Annotated in this window: 17 protein-coding genes; 8 read left to right on the forward strand and 9 right to left on the reverse strand. The window is 34.2% G+C overall.

Translation table 11 applies throughout. The features are described from left to right. The first annotated feature begins 20 nt into the window (after nucleotides 1-20). Nucleotides 21-680, forward strand: coding sequence for a porin family protein (locus BUR19_RS02525; RefSeq protein WP_074233358.1), 660 nt, complete (start codon nucleotides 21-23; stop codon nucleotides 678-680). Nucleotides 681-716: 36 nt separating this feature from the next. On the opposite strand, the gene recA is transcribed toward BUR19_RS02525, so the two are convergent. The 3 genes from recA to pfkA form a co-directional block, all read right to left on the reverse strand. Beyond that, entirely contained in the window at nucleotides 717-1718 is a 1002-nt protein-coding gene (recA, locus tag BUR19_RS02530; RefSeq protein WP_074233359.1) for a recombinase RecA, read from the reverse strand. A gap of 347 nt (nucleotides 1719-2065) precedes the next feature. Beyond that, the gene (gap, locus tag BUR19_RS02535) at nucleotides 2066-3070 is read right to left on the reverse strand and encodes a type I glyceraldehyde-3-phosphate dehydrogenase (protein WP_072998891.1); all 1005 of its coding nucleotides are present in this window, start codon (nucleotides 3068-3070) and stop codon (nucleotides 2066-2068) included. A gap of 54 nt (nucleotides 3071-3124) precedes the next feature. Continuing rightward, nucleotides 3125-4111, reverse strand: coding sequence for a 6-phosphofructokinase (pfkA, locus tag BUR19_RS02540; protein ID WP_074233360.1), 987 nt, complete (start codon nucleotides 4109-4111; stop codon nucleotides 3125-3127). A gap of 210 nt (nucleotides 4112-4321) precedes the next feature. On the opposite strand from pfkA, the gene BUR19_RS02545 reads away from it, so the two are divergent. Continuing rightward, complete coding sequence (locus tag BUR19_RS02545; RefSeq protein WP_074233361.1) at nucleotides 4322-5248, forward strand: malate dehydrogenase; 927 nt, start codon at nucleotides 4322-4324, stop codon at nucleotides 5246-5248. Nucleotides 5249-5316: 68 nt separating this feature from the next. Here the strand turns inward: BUR19_RS02545 and BUR19_RS02550 are convergent, their stop codons facing one another. Then, a complete protein-coding gene (locus BUR19_RS02550) occupies nucleotides 5317-5874 on the reverse strand; it encodes a hypothetical protein (protein ID WP_074233362.1) in 558 nt (185 codons plus the stop codon). A 43-nt stretch (nucleotides 5875-5917) separates the two neighbouring features. Continuing rightward, on the reverse strand, nucleotides 5918-6823 hold the full coding sequence (locus tag BUR19_RS02555) for an NAD(P)/FAD-dependent oxidoreductase (protein ID WP_175565859.1): 906 nt from the start codon (nucleotides 6821-6823) through the stop codon (nucleotides 5918-5920). Between the two features lie 97 nt (nucleotides 6824-6920). Between BUR19_RS02555 and BUR19_RS02560 the strand changes: the two genes are divergently transcribed. Next, nucleotides 6921-7295, forward strand: a complete 375-nt coding sequence (locus BUR19_RS02560) for a Fur family transcriptional regulator (protein ID WP_074233364.1) — start codon at nucleotides 6921-6923, stop codon at nucleotides 7293-7295. A gap of 2 nt (nucleotides 7296-7297) precedes the next feature. On the opposite strand, the gene BUR19_RS02565 is transcribed toward BUR19_RS02560, so the two are convergent. The 3 genes from BUR19_RS02565 to BUR19_RS02575 form a co-directional block, all read right to left on the reverse strand. Next, the gene (locus BUR19_RS02565) at nucleotides 7298-7918 is read right to left on the reverse strand and encodes an FEKKY domain-containing protein (protein WP_074233365.1); all 621 of its coding nucleotides are present in this window, start codon (nucleotides 7916-7918) and stop codon (nucleotides 7298-7300) included. 13 nt (nucleotides 7919-7931) lie between these two features. Beyond that, entirely contained in the window at nucleotides 7932-8495 is a 564-nt protein-coding gene (locus BUR19_RS02570; protein WP_074233366.1) for a DUF4256 domain-containing protein, read from the reverse strand. Nucleotides 8496-8609: 114 nt separating this feature from the next. Continuing rightward, a complete protein-coding gene (locus BUR19_RS02575) occupies nucleotides 8610-9185 on the reverse strand; it encodes a YdeI/OmpD-associated family protein (RefSeq protein WP_074233367.1) in 576 nt (191 codons plus the stop codon). Between the two features lie 112 nt (nucleotides 9186-9297). On the opposite strand from BUR19_RS02575, the gene BUR19_RS02580 reads away from it, so the two are divergent. From BUR19_RS02580 to BUR19_RS02590, 3 genes are all read left to right on the forward strand, one after another. Next, on the forward strand, nucleotides 9298-11424 hold the full coding sequence (locus BUR19_RS02580; RefSeq protein WP_074233368.1) for an outer membrane beta-barrel protein: 2127 nt from the start codon (nucleotides 9298-9300) through the stop codon (nucleotides 11422-11424). Between the two features lie 142 nt (nucleotides 11425-11566). After that, complete coding sequence (gene pafA / locus BUR19_RS02585) at nucleotides 11567-13213, forward strand: alkaline phosphatase PafA (RefSeq protein WP_074233369.1); 1647 nt, start codon at nucleotides 11567-11569, stop codon at nucleotides 13211-13213. A gap of 261 nt (nucleotides 13214-13474) precedes the next feature. Further along, nucleotides 13475-14245 (forward strand): TIGR02757 family protein, encoded by a 771-nt coding sequence (locus BUR19_RS02590; RefSeq protein WP_074233370.1) that lies wholly within the window; start codon nucleotides 13475-13477, stop codon nucleotides 14243-14245. Nucleotides 14246-14343: 98 nt separating this feature from the next. Here the strand turns inward: BUR19_RS02590 and BUR19_RS02595 are convergent, their stop codons facing one another. Further along, nucleotides 14344-15216 (reverse strand): polysaccharide deacetylase family protein, encoded by an 873-nt coding sequence (locus BUR19_RS02595; RefSeq protein WP_074233371.1) that lies wholly within the window; start codon nucleotides 15214-15216, stop codon nucleotides 14344-14346. A gap of 387 nt (nucleotides 15217-15603) precedes the next feature. On the opposite strand from BUR19_RS02595, the gene BUR19_RS02600 reads away from it, so the two are divergent. Continuing rightward, nucleotides 15604-16272, forward strand: a complete 669-nt coding sequence (locus tag BUR19_RS02600; RefSeq protein WP_074233372.1) for a YceI family protein — start codon at nucleotides 15604-15606, stop codon at nucleotides 16270-16272. Between the two features lie 618 nt (nucleotides 16273-16890). Beyond that, nucleotides 16891-17526 carry an NAD(P)-dependent oxidoreductase gene (locus tag BUR19_RS02605; protein WP_074233373.1) on the forward strand — a complete coding sequence of 212 codons (636 nt, stop codon included), beginning with the start codon at nucleotides 16891-16893 and terminating at the stop codon, nucleotides 17524-17526. The last annotated feature ends 13 nt before the right edge of the window (nucleotides 17527-17539 follow it).

Below are 17539 nucleotides of genomic sequence, written 5' to 3' on the forward strand. Positions count from 1 at the left end.
AAATTTATAAACACACGATTATGAAAAAAATCCTTTTCGGATCTCTATTTTTAATGTCATTTTTTTCTCAGGCTCAAATAGATTTCAGATCAACTGAATTTGGTCTTGTGGCTGGAGGTACTTATTCCAGAGTTAGAAATGCACACAATCCTTCAGGAGCCAGAATTTCTGTTTTAGGAGGTGTTACAGCTCAAGTACCAATTGGTATTAGTGAACAATATTATATTCAGGCAGAAGCTTTGTATGTTGGTGCAGGAGAAGGCGGTGATAGAAAGTACGAAGATGCTAAAGGTTGGGAACACGCAGTCTACGCTAATAATTACTTAAGTGTTCCTATCAATTTTAAAGTTTATTTTTCTGAAGCAGAATCTGAATTTTATGGATTGATGGGACCAAGGTTTAATTTCTTGGTTAATCAGAAAATAAAAAATTCAGCAAAGGTTTCTTATGAGACTGATAGCTATGGAAAAGCTAATTCATTTAATTTAGGCTTGGGAGCTGGTGTAGGTTTTAGCTACAAACGTCAATTGGAAATTGCGCTTAAGTACGATATTGGACTATCTGATGCTTATCCGGATTTGAAAAATTCTCCAGAAGAAATTCTTACAAGAGATCCTAGCGTCGCTAAGAAAAAATCAGAACAAGTTATAAGTCTTGGATTGACTTATTTATTCAAATAAAAAAAGGCTGTGAATATTTCACAGCCTTTTTTCGTATTATTTCTGTTTAATCAACTCTTTGATTTTGTTTTCAATCTCTTCGGATAATTCTGGATTATCTTTTAAGACTTCTTTTACAGCATCACGGCCTTGTCCTAATTTGGTATCCTCATAACTAAACCAAGATCCACTCTTTTTAACTACAGCCAAATCTACTGCGGTATCCAAAATTTCTCCAACTTTAGAAACACCTTCTCCATACATAATATCGAATTCTGCCATTTTGAAGGGAGGAGCTACTTTGTTTTTGACAACTTTCACTTTTACTCTGCTTCCTACAGCTTCATCTCCATTTTTGATTGGTGCACTTGCTTTTCTGATGTCGATCCTTACAGAAGCGTAGAACTTAAGTGCATTTCCACCTGTTGTAGTTTCAGGATTACCAAACATTACTCCAATTTTCTCACGAAGTTGGTTAATGAAAATTACAGTACATTTTGTTCTGTTGATGGTTGCAGTCAATTTTCTTAAAGCCTGAGACATCAATCTTGCATGAAGACCCATTTTAGAATCTCCCATTTCACCTTCGATCTCAGCTTTTGGAGTCAAAGCAGCAACAGAGTCAATAACAACAATGTCAATTGCCCCCGATCTGATCAGGTTATCAGCAATTTCCAAAGCCTGCTCTCCATTATCAGGTTGAGAAATGATTAAGTTTTCAAGATCAATTCCCAATTTAGCAGCATAGTTTCTGTCGAAAGCGTGCTCTGCATCTATAAAAGCAGCAATACCCCCAGCCTTTTGAGCTTCTGCAATAGCATGAAGAGTAAGTGTTGTCTTACCAGAAGATTCAGGCCCATAGATTTCGATGATTCTCCCTCTTGGATATCCACCAACACCTAAAGCAAGGTCGATCCCCAAAGATCCGGAAGGAATTACTTCAATCGTTGTATCTACAGAATCCTCACCCAAAGTCATTACAGTTCCTTTTCCGTAGGTTTTATCTAGTTTTTCCAGCACCAGTTGCAGTGCTTTTTTCTTATCGTCGTTTGTACTCATTATATCAAAAAATTATTCTCAAAAATACGGAATTTTAAAATCAAAATCCAATATTATTTTGATCGATGCTTTTAATTTGTCAATCAAAATTTAATGCAAATTTGAATTTTTGTGATTCTTAGATAATCCTCCAACTTTTCTAAAATAATTTAAAAGATGATGAAACTACAAACAGTTTTAAGAATGAGTTATAGTTTCAATAAGCTTATTCTAGGATAATTAATATATCTGAATCTACAGGAGTAAAAAACCAAGCTTGCTTTTATCGATGGCTAAGCCTACTATTTCAAAATATAAAAAACCTCTGAAAAAATTCAGAGGCTTTTTTATTTTATTTCAACTTCAGATTATAGAGAAGCTGAGTGAACAAGCATATCTGCTAATTTGTTAGAGTAACCCCACTCGTTATCATACCAAGATACTAATTTAACGAAAGTTGGATTCAACATAATTCCAGCCTCTTTGTCGAAGATAGAAGTCCTTGCATCACTTACGAAATCCTGAGAAACCACAGCATCTTCTGTGTAACCGAGAATCCCTTTCAATTCACCTTCAGATGCTGCTTTGATAGCAGCACAGATTTCTTCGTAAGAAGTTGGTTTGTCCAATTTCACAGTAAGGTCAACTACAGAAACGTCAGCAGTTGGAACTCTGAAAGACATACCAGTTAATTTTCCATTAAGAGAAGGGATTACTTTTCCTACTGCTTTTGCAGCACCTGTAGAAGAAGGGATGATGTTGTTAAGTGCAGATCTGCCACCTCTCCAGTCTTTTGCAGACGGTCCGTCTACAGTTTTCTGAGTAGCAGTAGTTGCGTGTACAGTTGTCATAAGACCTTCTGCGATACCGAAATTATCGTGGATTACTTTTGCCAATGGCGCAAGACAGTTTGTAGTACAAGAAGCGTTTGAGAAGATTTTGATATCGTCAGTTAGTTCTTTGTGGTTTACACCCATTACGAACATTGGCGTATCATCTTTTGAAGGAGCGGAAAGGATAACTTTCTTTGCACCAGCGTTGATGTGAGCTTGAGCTGAATCTTTTGAAAGGAATAAACCTGTAGATTCTACGATATATTCTGCACCAACTTCATTCCATTTTAGGTTGTTAGGATCTTTCTCAGCAGTTACACGGATTGTTTTCCCGTTTACAACAAGGTTATTTCCTTGTACTGATACTTCTCCTTTGAACGCTCCGTGAACCGAATCGTATTTTAGCATATAAGCCATATATTCAGCATCGATAAGGTCATTAATACCTACAACTTCGATGTTGCTTCTTTCAGCCATTGCTCTGAAAACTAGACGTCCGATTCTACCGAATCCGTTAATTCCTACTTTAATTGTTGACATATTATTTAAAATATTAAGGTTTTTTTTGTTACTATAAATTTACGAAAAAATGACCTACATCGCAAGTATTTCAGCGATTTTCAGCAAGTCTTTATCAATTTCGTTATGTTTTTTGATTGCTTCTTCAATCGGCGTGTAGACAATTTTATTAGACTGCATTCCAACCATTACTTTATTCTTGCCTTCCATCAATCCGATAACAGCGCCGTAGCCAAGATGGCTAGCCAAAACTCTGTCTGCACAGCTAGGCGAACCACCTCTTTGGATATGTCCAAGAATGGTTACTCTGATATCATAGTTAGGGAATTTTTCTTTTGTTGCTTTGGCAAGGTCATAGATGTTTCCAAGCTCTTCACCTTCTGCAACTACAACGATGCTGGATGATTTACCAACTTTCTCGGCTGTTTCGAAAGTTTCAAAAAGATCATCTAAGCTATCTCTTCTTTCGGGAATCAAGATATCAAGAGCTCCTGTTGCAATTCCACTGTTAAGTGCGATGAAACCAGCATCTCTACCCATTACTTCTACAAAGAAAACTCTGTTGTGGGAAGTGGCAGTATCACGGATTTTATCAATAGAATCCATTGCTGTGTTAAGGGCAGTATCATAACCGATGGTTTTATCAGTCCCGAAGATATCATTATCGATAGTTCCAGGAACACCAATTACTTTGATTCCAAACTCTTCGTTGAAAACTTTTGCACCAGTGAAACTTCCGTCCCCACCTATACAAACAATCGCATCAATTCCTAACTTCTGACATTGTTCGTACGCTTTTTTTCTTCCTTCCGGCGTCATAAATTCTTTAGACCTTGCAGACTTTAGAATTGTTCCTCCCTGATTGATTATATTTTTTACGGAACGCGGTCCCATTTTTGTAACATCACCAGCAATAAGACCATTGTATCCTTCACGGATACCATAACAGTCTATATTGAAATGATTTGCTGTTCTTACAACTGCTCTAAGTGCGGCATTCATCCCCGGCGCATCGCCTCCAGAAGTCAGAACCGCAATAGATTTAATGTTGTTTTCTGACATATTTTTAATTTTTTTCAAAGCAAATTTACGAAATATCAATCACATTTTAGCCCTACTATTATCTTAGTTGGACAAAATATATCATATGTTAAAGAATTAATAATATGGCGATATGACAAAAATCAAACTTAATATGATTAACAAAATAATTAAGTTTATTATATTTACGAACAAGACAAAACAAAATTTAAACTAAATAAAAAATACATTATGAAAGTTACCGTAGTTGGAGCTGGTGCAGTAGGAGCAAGCTGTGCAGAATATATCGCAATGAAAGACTTCGCTTCAGAAGTTGTTTTGGTGGATATCAAAGAAGGATTTGCAGAAGGAAAAGCAATGGACTTGATGCAGACAGCTTCTCTTAATGGTTTCGATACCAAAATCACAGGTACTACCGGAGATTATTCTAAGACTGCTGGTTCAAAAGTAGCGGTTATTACTTCCGGGATTCCTAGAAAGCCAGGGATGACAAGAGAAGAACTAATCGGAATCAATGCAGGAATTGTAAAAGAAGTCACTGAAAACTTAGTAAAACATTCACCAGATGTCATTATCATTGTGGTTTCTAACCCGATGGATACAATGGCGTATTTGGTTCACAAAACATCAGGTCTTCCAAAGGAAAGAATTATCGGAATGGGAGGTGCTTTGGATTCAGCGAGATTTAAGTATAGATTAGCGGAAGCATTGGAAAGTCCTATTTCTGATGTTGACGGAATGGTAATCGCTGCGCACTCCGATACAGGAATGTTACCGTTATTCAGCAAAGCAACAAGAAACGGTGTTCCGGTTTCTGAATTCTTGACTGATGAGCAAAAAGCTTCTGTTATCGAAGAAACTAAAGTGGGTGGCGCGACATTGACAAAATTATTAGGAACTTCTGCTTGGTATGCGCCAGGTGCTGCTGTTTCTGTTATGGTTCAGTCTATTCTTTGCGACCAGAAGAAAATGATTCCTTGTTCATTGATGCTTGAAGGTGAGTACGGACAAAACGATATCTGTCTTGGTGTTCCAGCGATCATTGGGAAAAATGGTGTTGAGAAAATCGTAAACATCACTTTGACTGTTGAAGAGCAATTGAAATTTGCTGAAGCTGCACAAGCTGTAAGAGAAGTCAACGGAGACCTTAAATTCTAATCTTAAGATTCCATATAAATAAAAACCATCTCAACTAGAGATGGTTTTTTTGTTTTTATTAATTTCATTTATCCTTGAAAATCGCCACAATCGTGTTCTTCAAATTTTTCTAACAAGCTTTCCTGAGTATAAAATTCTGAGATTCTCATATTTTTAAATTCTGGTTTTTGACCTTCAATTTTAAGTTGGTAGATAGGCTCATTTTCAACTTTAGTAAAAGTAAAAGTAGATTCCGGAGTTTTGATTTTTAAACTATTTCCTGTCTTTTCATAACTGTAATCTTTATATCTGTGGAAATTCTTCTCATCACAAAGTTCCACAATATCAAAATTCTTTTTATTAATTTTAAAGATAGCCAGGTCGCAGGAATAACAAACGCCACCGAATTCTATTCCATATTTTTTGAAAACATCTTTCTGCTTAGAATCCTTGATTTCAATCGGTGTAAGCTTGCTATATTCTGATAAGTTGATTGTGGGTTCTTCTTTAGAAATTGGTTTTTCGGGAGTTTTTAATTCTGTTTTATTTGTATTAGCTACTGGATTTTCAATTGTTTCTTTGTTGTCCTTATTGCAAGATAATAAGAGAGTTATAAAAACTGTGGCAATTAAAAATTTATTCATCATTCAAATCTAATTTTGACTTCCAAATTTACACAAATGTTCCGAACTAAAAACCCTCATTTGTAAGTTCCATATTAACCATTGCTCCCGTCAGATTTCCTGTATAAACTGCATTGGCAACGGAGCGCATCAGGCTGGAATTATCACCGCAAGCCAATAATCCTGCAACATTTGTTTTCTGAAATTGGTCAATTTTAATATGACCCATTTCTGTCATTTCGCAACCCAACGATTCTGGAATATGAGAATGTTGTCTAAAAGGAAAAGCTCCATAAACAGCTTCGAAGTTCAAAATTTCACCATCGGATAAAATCAAATTTTCTATATATCCATTCTGATGTTGGATTTCATCAATTTCTGTTTCGATGATATTGATGTTATTTTGTTTGAGTTTTTGTGTTTGTTCTTCCGTGAATTCGGCTTTTCCTCTGGTCAAAATTGTCAAATCATTGGTCAGATTATTAACTAATGATGCAATATGAAAAGCACGGTCACCATTGGCAATAATTCCTGTCTTCTTGGTTCTGAATTCATAGCCGTGGCAGTAAGGGCAATGGATTAAAGAAATTCCCCAGCAATCCCAAAATCCTTTGATATTAGGGACTTCGTCTACAATTCCTGTTGCAAAAATGAGTTTCTTAGCTTCAAAAATTTCGCCTCGCTTTGTTCTGATTTCAAATCCATTTTCTGTTTTCTTGCCTTCTGTAGCAAATCCGTCATAAAACTCAACAGTATTGTATTTTTTGACCTGTTCTTTTGCAACGGTTGAAATTTCTTTTGGCGTTTTTCCGTCCTGAGTCAGAAAATTATGAGAATGCGGTGTCTGAATATTGCAAGGTTTTCCACTATCGATAACCAAAACTTTTCTCAATGACCTTCCCAAAGACATTGCCGCAGAAAGTCCGGAATAGCTTCCGCCTATGATGATTACTTCATATTGTGCTTCGCTCATAATTTTTGATTTTTAAGTTTAATAAAATATTCTTCCCTGAAAATTTTGTCAAAGTTAGAATAAATTTTTATTATTGCAACTAAATCGCATTAACAAAATGATAAGAAGAAGTACACCTACGAAAGATGCTGTTTTAAATGTTTTAGCAGATTCAAAAAAAGCAATGAGTCAGGAAGCAATTATGAAAAAAGTCGATATTAATATCGACAGAGCTACAGTTTATCGTGTTTTGAACAGATTTTGTGAAGACGGAATTCTCCACAGAATTGTTGCTGAAGACGGAAAACAATATTTCGCAGTTTGCATCAAATGTGAAGAAAAGAAACTGGCAGACCATCATTTTCATTTCAGATGTACAAAATGCGAAACGATAGAATGTCTGCCGATTGCTGTCCAGTTTTCCTTAGAGAAAGGGTATTCTGTGGAAAGTGTAAACTGTATTTTGACTGGAGTTTGTAAAGATTGCGCTTAAACTTAATAAAGGGAAAGATTTTCTTTTCTCATTTTTTCAATTTCCGCATTCATTTTTGATTCCCAGTTTCTACCATTTCTCTTGTCTAGATAAAGTTTAACTGTTTCATCATATTTTTGGCGAGCTTCGTCATCAACAGAATTTATAATACAACCTATATTCTTATATTTAACCCCATATTTTTTATGAATATCGTTAATTTTATCTAACATTTTCTGATTATCCAAAATGATCCCTAATCCGCCAGAATATTCAAAAATCACATTATCACTTTTTATATCTTGTTCAGCCTTAATAATATATTCCTTTTCTCTTTTGGAAATTTCTTTTTTTGTTTTTATAAAAGAATCTGTGGAATAATAAATCATAAAAATTAAAAGTAAAATATTGAAGCATAAAAAAATACGCTGAAAATCTAATTGTCTAATTTTTAGAAATCCCAAAACCATAGAAAATACCGCTAAAGATATAATGATGATTAGTAACATTATCCAATTACTGTCCTCCACAGCAAGCTGAAAATTAAATTCTATTGGATAATTGATGAAATAAAACTGAAAAATATTAGCCAAAATAATTAAGACTAATACAATCAAATTAAGAATCAAAAATTTTATTTTCATCTTTAGTATATTTTCAAACTCTTAAAATACCTCGAAAACCGCGCGCAGCATAATAAGATTCCGCGCCATTGTGATAGAGGAAAACTGTATTATAACGTTTATCACAAAAAACAGCACCGCCTAATTTTCGGATGTTGTCAGGTGTTTTTACCCAGCTTGATGTTTTCAAATCAAAGTTGCCAAGCGTTTGTAATTCCCGGTATTGTTCTTCATTTAAAATTTCAATTCCAATTTCGTTTGCCAAATCTACTGCACTGTTTGCGGGTTTATTTTCTTTTCTGGAATTGAGTGCTTCTCGGTCATAACAAAGACTTCGTCTGCCTTTTGGACTTTCTGAGGAACAATCAATGAAAAGATATTCGTCTGTTTTTTTATCGTAACCAACAACATCAGGCTCGCCCTCGGTTCTTTCCATTTCGTTAAGTGACCATAATTTTTCAGGATTGGATTCCAGTTTTTTCTGGACATCTTCCCATTGGATATTTTCGTGACGATTTGGATTTTTTTCAAAGCGGATTTTCAAAATTTTGATTAATTCTTCCTGTTGCTCTGATGAAAGCTGAGGTTTGTTTTTCATATTGATTAGTTGTGTTTAGATATAAATATTTCTCTCGCAGATTTAACAGATTATGCAAATCTACTTCATTGTATTAATCTGCAAAATTTGCCAAATCAGCGAGACCTAATATCGTCAATCATTCATACCTTTTCCGTACAGAATATTTGGGATTGATTTTTCGATCCTGGACTCCCTGGTTTTAGATTGTTTTGGCGTAGAGAAATGAATGAGATAAGCGCGCTGTCTTCCTGGAGTTAAAGATTCGAAAGCAGATTTCAATTCGGGATTTTCATTCAGTTTAACTTGAAATTCCTCAGGAATTTGTGTTGCTTCTTTTTTGATTTCGACTTTTTCTCCACGTTCTTCAATTTCAACAGCTTCGAAAATATAATCTCTGATGATTGGTTTTTTATCCAAAATATCCTGAACGTTTTCAAAACGCATTTGTCTTCCTACCTGTGTGTTTTCTCCCATTTTTACCAGAAGTTGTTGCGAATCTTTCATCAACCCGCCTTTAAAAAACAGTAGTGCAAAATAGTCTTTAAAGCCTTGAATAATTACAATATTCTTCCCTTGAAAAGAATAACACGGTTTTCCCCATTTTAAATCTTCTGCCAATTGGCAATCCAGAATAATGGTTCTCAATGCGCTCATCTCATCTTTCCACTGTTTGGACTGATTGATGTGTTCGTCAACTTTTGAATTCATTTTAAGATGATGTTTTTCCCAAATTTAATTAAAATTCGAATTAATATAAATTTAATTGATTTCAGATGTAACATTTCTACTGTAACGGTTGTCTTATAAGCAAAACGAAATTATGAAATTATTGTTATCCTCCTTAGGATTACTCTCAACTACTTTATTATTAGCACAATCTACTCAAGACACTATAAAATCAAAGGAAATAGAATCTGTGACTTTGGTTGCTAAAAAACCGACTGTCCAAAGCAAAGCCGATAGAACCGTTTTTAATGTGGAAAACAGTTCTATTCTTGCAGGAAATACGACTTGGGATATTGTGAGAATGACGCCATTGGTTAGCATTGATAACAATGATAATGTGAGGGCAGAAGGGGAATCTGTAACGGTTTATATCAACGACAGAAAATCGGTTTTCACGGGTAAGGAACTGAAGGAATACCTCAAAACAATTCCTGCGGATAACCTGATGAAAATAGAAGTCATTACAAGTCCGTCTTCGAGATATGAAGCAACCGGAGCAGTTATTAATATTGTTCTGAAAAAGCGTGACGATGAAGGTTTGAAAGGAAGTATTTCTTTGACTAATACGCAGAATACTAAGAACAACCAATATGGAAGTTTGAATCTTAATTATCATAAAAAGAATTTCACTCAGACGTTTGGAGGAAGTTATGGAGACAATATTTTTATCACACAAAATTTTTCTGTCAACACTATTTATGATACCAAAACAGTAAAAAATATTGATGCGGAAAGTATATTCAAAAATAAAAATCCTTCGGTATCATCAACTTCAGAATTTGAGCTCAATGATAAAAACAATGTAGGGCTTGTCCTAGAATACTACCAGGGAAAAAGAAACTCTACTTCCAATTCCGAAGGTACAACTTATATAGATAATGTTTTGCAGGATACTTTTGTTCAGGATATGACAAAATCTTCAGTTGCGAAAACACTTGGCAGTAATCTTTTTTATAAATACTATGACAAGGAGAAAAATAAAATTCTGGATGTCAACTTAGGAATCAATTATGATTCTGATAACGGAAATACTATTTTCAATGAAACAGCTTTGATTCCAAATTTTTATAGAATCGATTCTTATAATCAGACTAGAAATTATTACGTAAAGGTAGATTATACAACACCTTTGGGGAAAAATGGCGGAACCTTGGAAGTTGGTGGAAAAATTGATTTTAATAATAATGTTATTCCAAATAATTATTTTGATTTTTTGAATAATACTAATAATGCAATTAGTGATTTCCGATATAAAGACAATATCAACTCGTTATATTTCACTTACAGTAAAACTTTTTTTGAAAAACTCGAGACAAGGATAGGTTTACGATATGAGCATATTGATTACAAAATCAATGAAAATGCTAATGAAAGAAAAAATTCTTACGGAACTTTTATGCCTAATCTTCTACTGAAGTATGCTTTTTCACCGAACTATGATTTGAGTCTAACATACAACCACAGCCTTTGGAGACCCTGGTATTCGGAATTCAACCCGTTTGTTTTGCCCGGAAATAATGGGATGTACTACCGTGGAAATATGGACTTGCTTCCTAATCCAAGTGATAGAGTAGTACTGAAGTTCGGTTTATTCAAAAAGTATTTTTTATCAGCAAGATATATGTTTACAGACCAGGATTATTGGAACAAATTTGTAGAAGAAGATGGGAAAACAATTTCAGTGTCGGAAAATTTCAAAGGAAAGGTTGAGAAGTTTTATCTTTTTGCCAATACGAATCAGAATCTCTTCAAAAATAAATTGAATGTTAATTTCGGAATCGGTTGGTATTATATTGATAACAGCGATTTCAATAGAAAAAATGGACTGAATCAGGAAAACAACTATATCAGTTATATCGGTGGTTCTACCAATCTTTCTTATACTAATCTATTCAATAAGAACATCAATATCAGTGGTTGGTTCAGTGTTGATAATCAGAATTACGGAAACTCTGTTGCGAATAAATACAATTTTTTTCATAACATCTCCGTAACCAAGATTTTCCCAAATTCTCAAATTGAAACCAGTCTTCAATTGATGAACATCTTCAAAAGACCAAGTGTAGACAATACAACTTACAGTTCAACAGGGATGATTCGAAATTATAACAAATGGGATTGGTACGGATTCTCGCTCACTTTTGTAAAACGTTTCGGAAATCAAAAAGTAAAGGAAAATACTAAAACCGATGTCGAGAAAAACTCAGGCGGAAGTAAATAAATTTTCAATGATAAATTAAAGAGAACGGGCACTTGCTCGTTCTTTTTGTTTCTAGTTGATAAGGATTTAAATTAAAATTAAAGAAGTTCTTTTCCCAAAACTTTTGAAAGCCGTAAATTTGGAATCAATAAAAAGTTTTAAAATGTTAAAGAAATTTACGATTGCAACAGTTGCTTTTCTGACTGTAATCACCCTGAATGCACAGAAGAAAAAAAATACAGAACTAGAAAGACCAAAATTGGTCGTTGGTTTGGTAGTAGACCAGATGAGGTGGGATTATCTTTATCGTTATTATAACAAATTCGGGAATGATGGTTTCAAAAGACTCCTAAATTCCGGATATTCTCTTAACAATGTTCATATTCCGTATGTTCCTACTGTAACAGCTTTGGGTCATACATCAATTTATACAGGTTCGGTTCCTGCTATTCACGGGATTGCTGGGAATGATTGGACAGACAAAGAAACAGGTAAAAATGTCTATTGTACAACAGACGAAAGTGTAAAACCTGTCGGAACAACTAATGTTAAAGTAGGAAGTCATTCTCCAAAAAATCTTTGGTCAACAACGGTTACGGACGAGTTAAGATTAGCAACCAATTTTCAAGGGAAAGTAATAGGTGTTTCTTTGAAAGATAGAGCTTCTATTTTACCTGCAGGTCATACACCGACTGGCGCTTTTTGGTTTGATGATTCCACTGGAAATTTCATCACGAGTACTTATTATATGAATGACCTTCCGGAATGGATAAAGTCATTTAATTCCCAAAATATTCCGGATAAATTAGTTGCAAATGGGTGGGATACTTTGTTGCCAATTAATCAATACACAGAAAGTTCTCCCGATAATTCTGATTGGGAAGGTTTGTTGGGAAGTGCGAAAACGCCAACTTTTCCTTACATTAATTTACCGGCAGATTATCAATCGAGAAAAGATAATATCCGATATACGCCTTTTGGAAATACGTTGACATTGAAGTTGGCTGAGGCTTCTGTAGAAGGCGAAAAGTTGGGAAGTGATAATATCACAGATATTTTAGCAATCAACCTTGCATCAACAGATTATGCAGGACACAAATTTGGGCCAAATTCCATAGAGGTTGAAGATGTTTATCTTAGACTTGACCAAGATTTGGCTGAGTTTTTCAAATATCTTGATAACAAAGTTGGTAAAGGGCAATATACCGTTTTCCTTTCTGCTGACCACGGTGGCGCGCATTCTGTAGGATTTTTACAAGAACATAAGATTGCTACAGGCTTCTTTGGAGAAGGAATGGAAAAAAATATGACTGCGAAGTTGAAAGAGAAATTTGGAGTTGATAAATTAATTAATGGTGTTGATAATTACCAAATCTATTTTGATAGAAAACTAATTGCTGACAACAAGTTAGACCTTGAAACCATCAAAGCTTTTGCAATTAACGAGCTTGAAAAAGACCCGACAGTTTTATATGCAGTTTCTACAACCAAAGTTCAGGAAGCTACAATTCCGGAACCTATCAAACAAAGGATTATTAACGGAATCAATAGGGAAAGAAGTGGTGATATCCAATTGATTTCTCATGATTCTATGCTTCCGACCTATGCTAAAAAAGGAACAACACACAGCGTTTGGAATTCTTATGATGCTCATATTCCATTGATTTTTATGGGTTGGGGAATCAATCATGGAGAAAGTAATAAGCCTTATTTTATGACTGATATTGCTCCAACTGTTTCTGCTTTGCTGCATATTCAGTTTCCTAGTGGGAATGTTGGAAACCCAATTACAGAAGTGATTGGGAGATAAAAAGGATGCTAGATGTTAGATTAATATTTTGATGTCTTAATTGCAAAGCGACAATGTCGCAAAATATTGGTAGAAATCTATCAAATAGAATAAATAATGAGGTGCGAAGCACCGAAATGTTGGTAAAGCCAATATCTATATTAAGTCGCAAATCTTTTCAATAAGAACTTTGCGACTTTTTTATTTTCAAGATTAATTCTCTTCCACCTTTGACTTGTCGAATCTTCGATTTGCAACAAAAACAATTCGTATTTTTGAACAATGATTTTGAAAGAAAAATATATTTTCGATTTGTTGAATGAGAAAGCTGAACTCTACAATTCTCCAGATTTTATTACCGATGACCCAATTCAGATTCCACATCGTTTTTCTTTGAAACAGGATATTGAAATTTCAGGATTTCTATCTGCCAGCATTGCTTGGGGAAACAGAAAATCAATTATTAATGACGCCAACAAAATGATGGAATTGATGGGAAATTCGCCGTACGATTTTGTGATGAATTTTACCGATTCTGATTTACAAAGAATTCCACAAAAAGCGATTCACAGAACTTTCAATCACGAAGATTTTATTTTCTTTCTAAAGAATTTTAGACGAATTTATACTCGGTTTGAAAGTCTGGAAGATGCTTTTTTGATTAATGAAAACGAAATCAACTTCTCTCATTCCATTGAACGTTTCAGAAATCATTTCATATCAGAAAACCATCGAGGACAAAAACATGTGAGTTCGCCTTACAAAAATTCGGCTTCCAAAAGACTGATTATGTTTCTGCGTTGGATGGTTCGTAAAGATAAAAAAGGTGTTGATTTTGGAATTTGGGAAAAGATTGACCCAAAGTTTTTGTCGATTCCTTTGGATGTTCACACGGCTAATGTTTCCAGAAAATTAGGAATTCTTACCAGAAAACAAAATGATTGGAAAGCTGTGGAGGAATTGGATTTGATTCTTAGAAAATATAATTCTAATGACCCGGCAGTCTATGATTTTGCATTGTTTGGATTAGGCGTTTCTAAGGAATTTGAATGAAATTAAAAATCTCGCTGATTTGGCAGATTAAGCTGATTCTTATGGTAATTAATCTGCGAAATTAGCTAAATCAGCGAGATGAAAAAAAGAAGATTTTCTTATTTTAAAATATTATTAATCTTAGGATAATCCGAAATTTTTCTGAATTCAAAACGGTTGCTGTTCTGCAAACCGGAAATAAACAAATCCAATTCCCTTACCGAATCATCATCCTGAAGATACTGGTCGTGCGTCAGAAAAACCAAATGTCGGGAAGTCTTTTCCAAATCGTTGAAGAATATACTATCCACACGTTTTGCCATTTGTTGATGAGAGCCTTTCAGTTTCATTGTATTGTCTGGTTTCCATTCGAGATCCCAACCTACTAGGACATAGCCAGTTCTTTGCAATTCGTCCGCTGCAGTTTTAGAACTTTTGATATCGGTATTGTTGATGTCAGAAGTTCTCCAGATATTTCTTCCGGGCGTTCTGGCGTATTTGTTCTTGAATTTTATACTGTCTTTGGCTCTGTCAAAATCGTGGACTACTTTTCCCGGATTTTTATAAAACTCAGAGTATTTGTTTTCTGCGTGAGAATAGCTGTGATTGGCCAATTCTACCAACTCGTGGTTTTCTAATTCTTTCAAGTTTTTTGCCTGCGTTTTGCTATCATAAGCGTGTTTTCCTACGATAAAAGACGTTACAGGAATCTGATATTTGTTAATGATTTTCAGAAGGTTTTCCGTTCCTTTATTTGGGCCATCGTCAAAGGTTAGATAGATATAACGTTTGTTGGGGTCATCAGGAATTTCGGGTTTTGTGGAAATCACTTTTGCTGGTTTGGTGACAACTTTTTCTGAATTTGTTTTTGAATCTGCCACCTGTTCTGATTTTTTGTTACAGGAATTCAAAAAAAATACTGCGTTAACGATTAAAGCAGCAGTCCCAAGAAAAACCAAATGATTTGATTTTTCAGCAAAAGTTTTTTTCATTGGAAACAAAGATTTTAAATTGTTAAAAAATGTTAATTAAGTTAAAATTTATTATCAAATTTAATGCCTGATTTTCATATTTTTGAATTTTAACTAAAATATTTTTATATTGATATTCAGTTGTTTATGAATTTTTTTAATGAAAGGAATATTGTGTTAAATTTAAATGTAAATTAAAACGTAGAATCTTATGCAGCCCGACTTGAACGGAGCTCATTTTTTGTGACTGGAATTGGGTGACGGCAAAAAATAGCGAGAGTGGAAGGCGGATAAAGCTGCCCAAATAATTTTGATGATTTACTTTCTTGATGTACATCAATGTAGGGAGAGGATTTAAGGTCTTATTTTTGCTGCAAGAAAAACAATAATTAATTTAAAATATTATCTATGAAAAAATTAACGGTATTAGCATTGGCAGGCGCTGCTTTGATGTTCACAGCTTGTAACGACAAAAAAGAAACAGTAAAAGATGCACAGGAAGTTGCAGCAAAAACTGGTGAAGCTTACAAAGTAGATTTGGCTACCTCCAACGTGAACTGGAAAGCTTTCCACAAAGGTGGATTTGCACCAAGATGGGGAACACTTAACCTGAAATCTGGAGAAATTACAGTTGAAAATGATGCGGTGACTTCCGGAGATTTTGTAATCGATATGACAACTTTGAAAGTTGATCCTGCATCTGTAACGGAGGCTGATAAAAAACCAGCTGACCTGGAAGCACACCTTAAAAATGCTGATTTCTTTGATGTTGAAAAACAACCAACTTCTGATTTCAAAATCACTGCGGTAGCAGACTTGGCTGGAGAACTTCCAAAAGATGCTGTTGCGGGTGCTAACAAAACTGTGAGCGGAAACCTGACATTGTTAGGAAAAACACTTAATGTTTCTTTCCCTGCGAAAGTAACTGTTGCTGAAGGAAAAGCGGCTATTGAAGCTAAATTTACTGTGAACAGAGCGGATTGGGGAATCAAATTCGGGACTGATGAAACTGACCCAGCTGAATGGATGATCAGCAAAGACATAGAAATTGGAATTAATGTCAATGCTTCTAAATAAGTAAATTGTAAAAATGAAAATGAAAAGACTGTTTCGAAAGAGATGGTCTTTTTTTATAATGATTGATTTGAATATTTTAATTCTCGCTCATTGTTCAGATTTTGCAGATTGAAAATGCTGAAAATAAATCTGCACAATCAAAAAATCTACGAGAAATTATTTTTTTGAAAAATCTAACAATAAAAGAACCGACTCTTTAGAAGCCGGTTCAGTAGATAAACATCTCATTTTTTTAGTTAGACAACAACAAAAAAGGACAGCCGACAATGCTATCCTTTAAATTTTTATATCAAATTTAATTTGAGTAATTCCGATTGGGTCAAAAGCAAATTTTGTGTTCATTTCCTAAATCTCTATTGTAAATTTAGAAAGAAAAACAATACGAAATGTAAACTGAATGTTAAAATTTCATACTTATCCACATTTTTTTGTGGATAACTTATCATTTCAGCTCTTTTTGCACTTATAAATAATTTGATATTTTTGTTCCATTACAATCTCTTTATAAAAATATCACATTTTATCAAGCCCAATTCTGTGAAGGCTTGAATATTAAGAATCAATTTTTCATTGATTCTTAAAAATTCTATTTTCCAACAATAATATAAAGAGAACATAATGAAACTACATAAAATTGCCGTGATTGGCGGTACAGGAAAAGCGGGTAGCTTTCTCGTAAAGAAACTTCTTGAAAAAGGTTTTCAAATCAAATTACTATTAAGAAATCCTGAAAAATTTTCTATTCAAAATCCTTTGCTCGAAATTGTAAAAGGCGATGCAAGAGATTATGATTCAGTTAATGAATTAATAAAAACTTGCGATGCTGTAATCAGTACAATTGGTCAGCCTAAAGGAGAAAAATCAATATTTTCTGATTCAACGAGAAATGTTATCCAATCTATGAAATCTAATGAAATCAAAAGATATATCGTGATAACAGGTTTAAACGTTAATACACCGTTTGATAATAAAAATGAAAAAGTGAAAATGGCAACCGAATGGATGTATCAGAATTATCCTGAAACGACTTTGGATAAACAAAAAGAATATGAACTTTTGACGGAAAGCAATCTGGATTGGACTTTGGTAAGATTACCTTTGATAATTCAAACTGATGAAAGTTTTGCAACTGAAACCAATTTATATGATTGCATTTGGGAAAAAATCAGTGCCAATGATTTATCGGAATTTTTGATTTCTCAGATTGATGACGAAACTTATTTTAAGAAAAGTCCGTTTTTGTATAACTTATAAAAGAAAGAGAGTC

This window comes from Epilithonimonas zeae, from assembly GCF_900141765.1.
GTDB lineage: Bacteria > Bacteroidota > Bacteroidia > Flavobacteriales > Weeksellaceae > Epilithonimonas > Epilithonimonas zeae.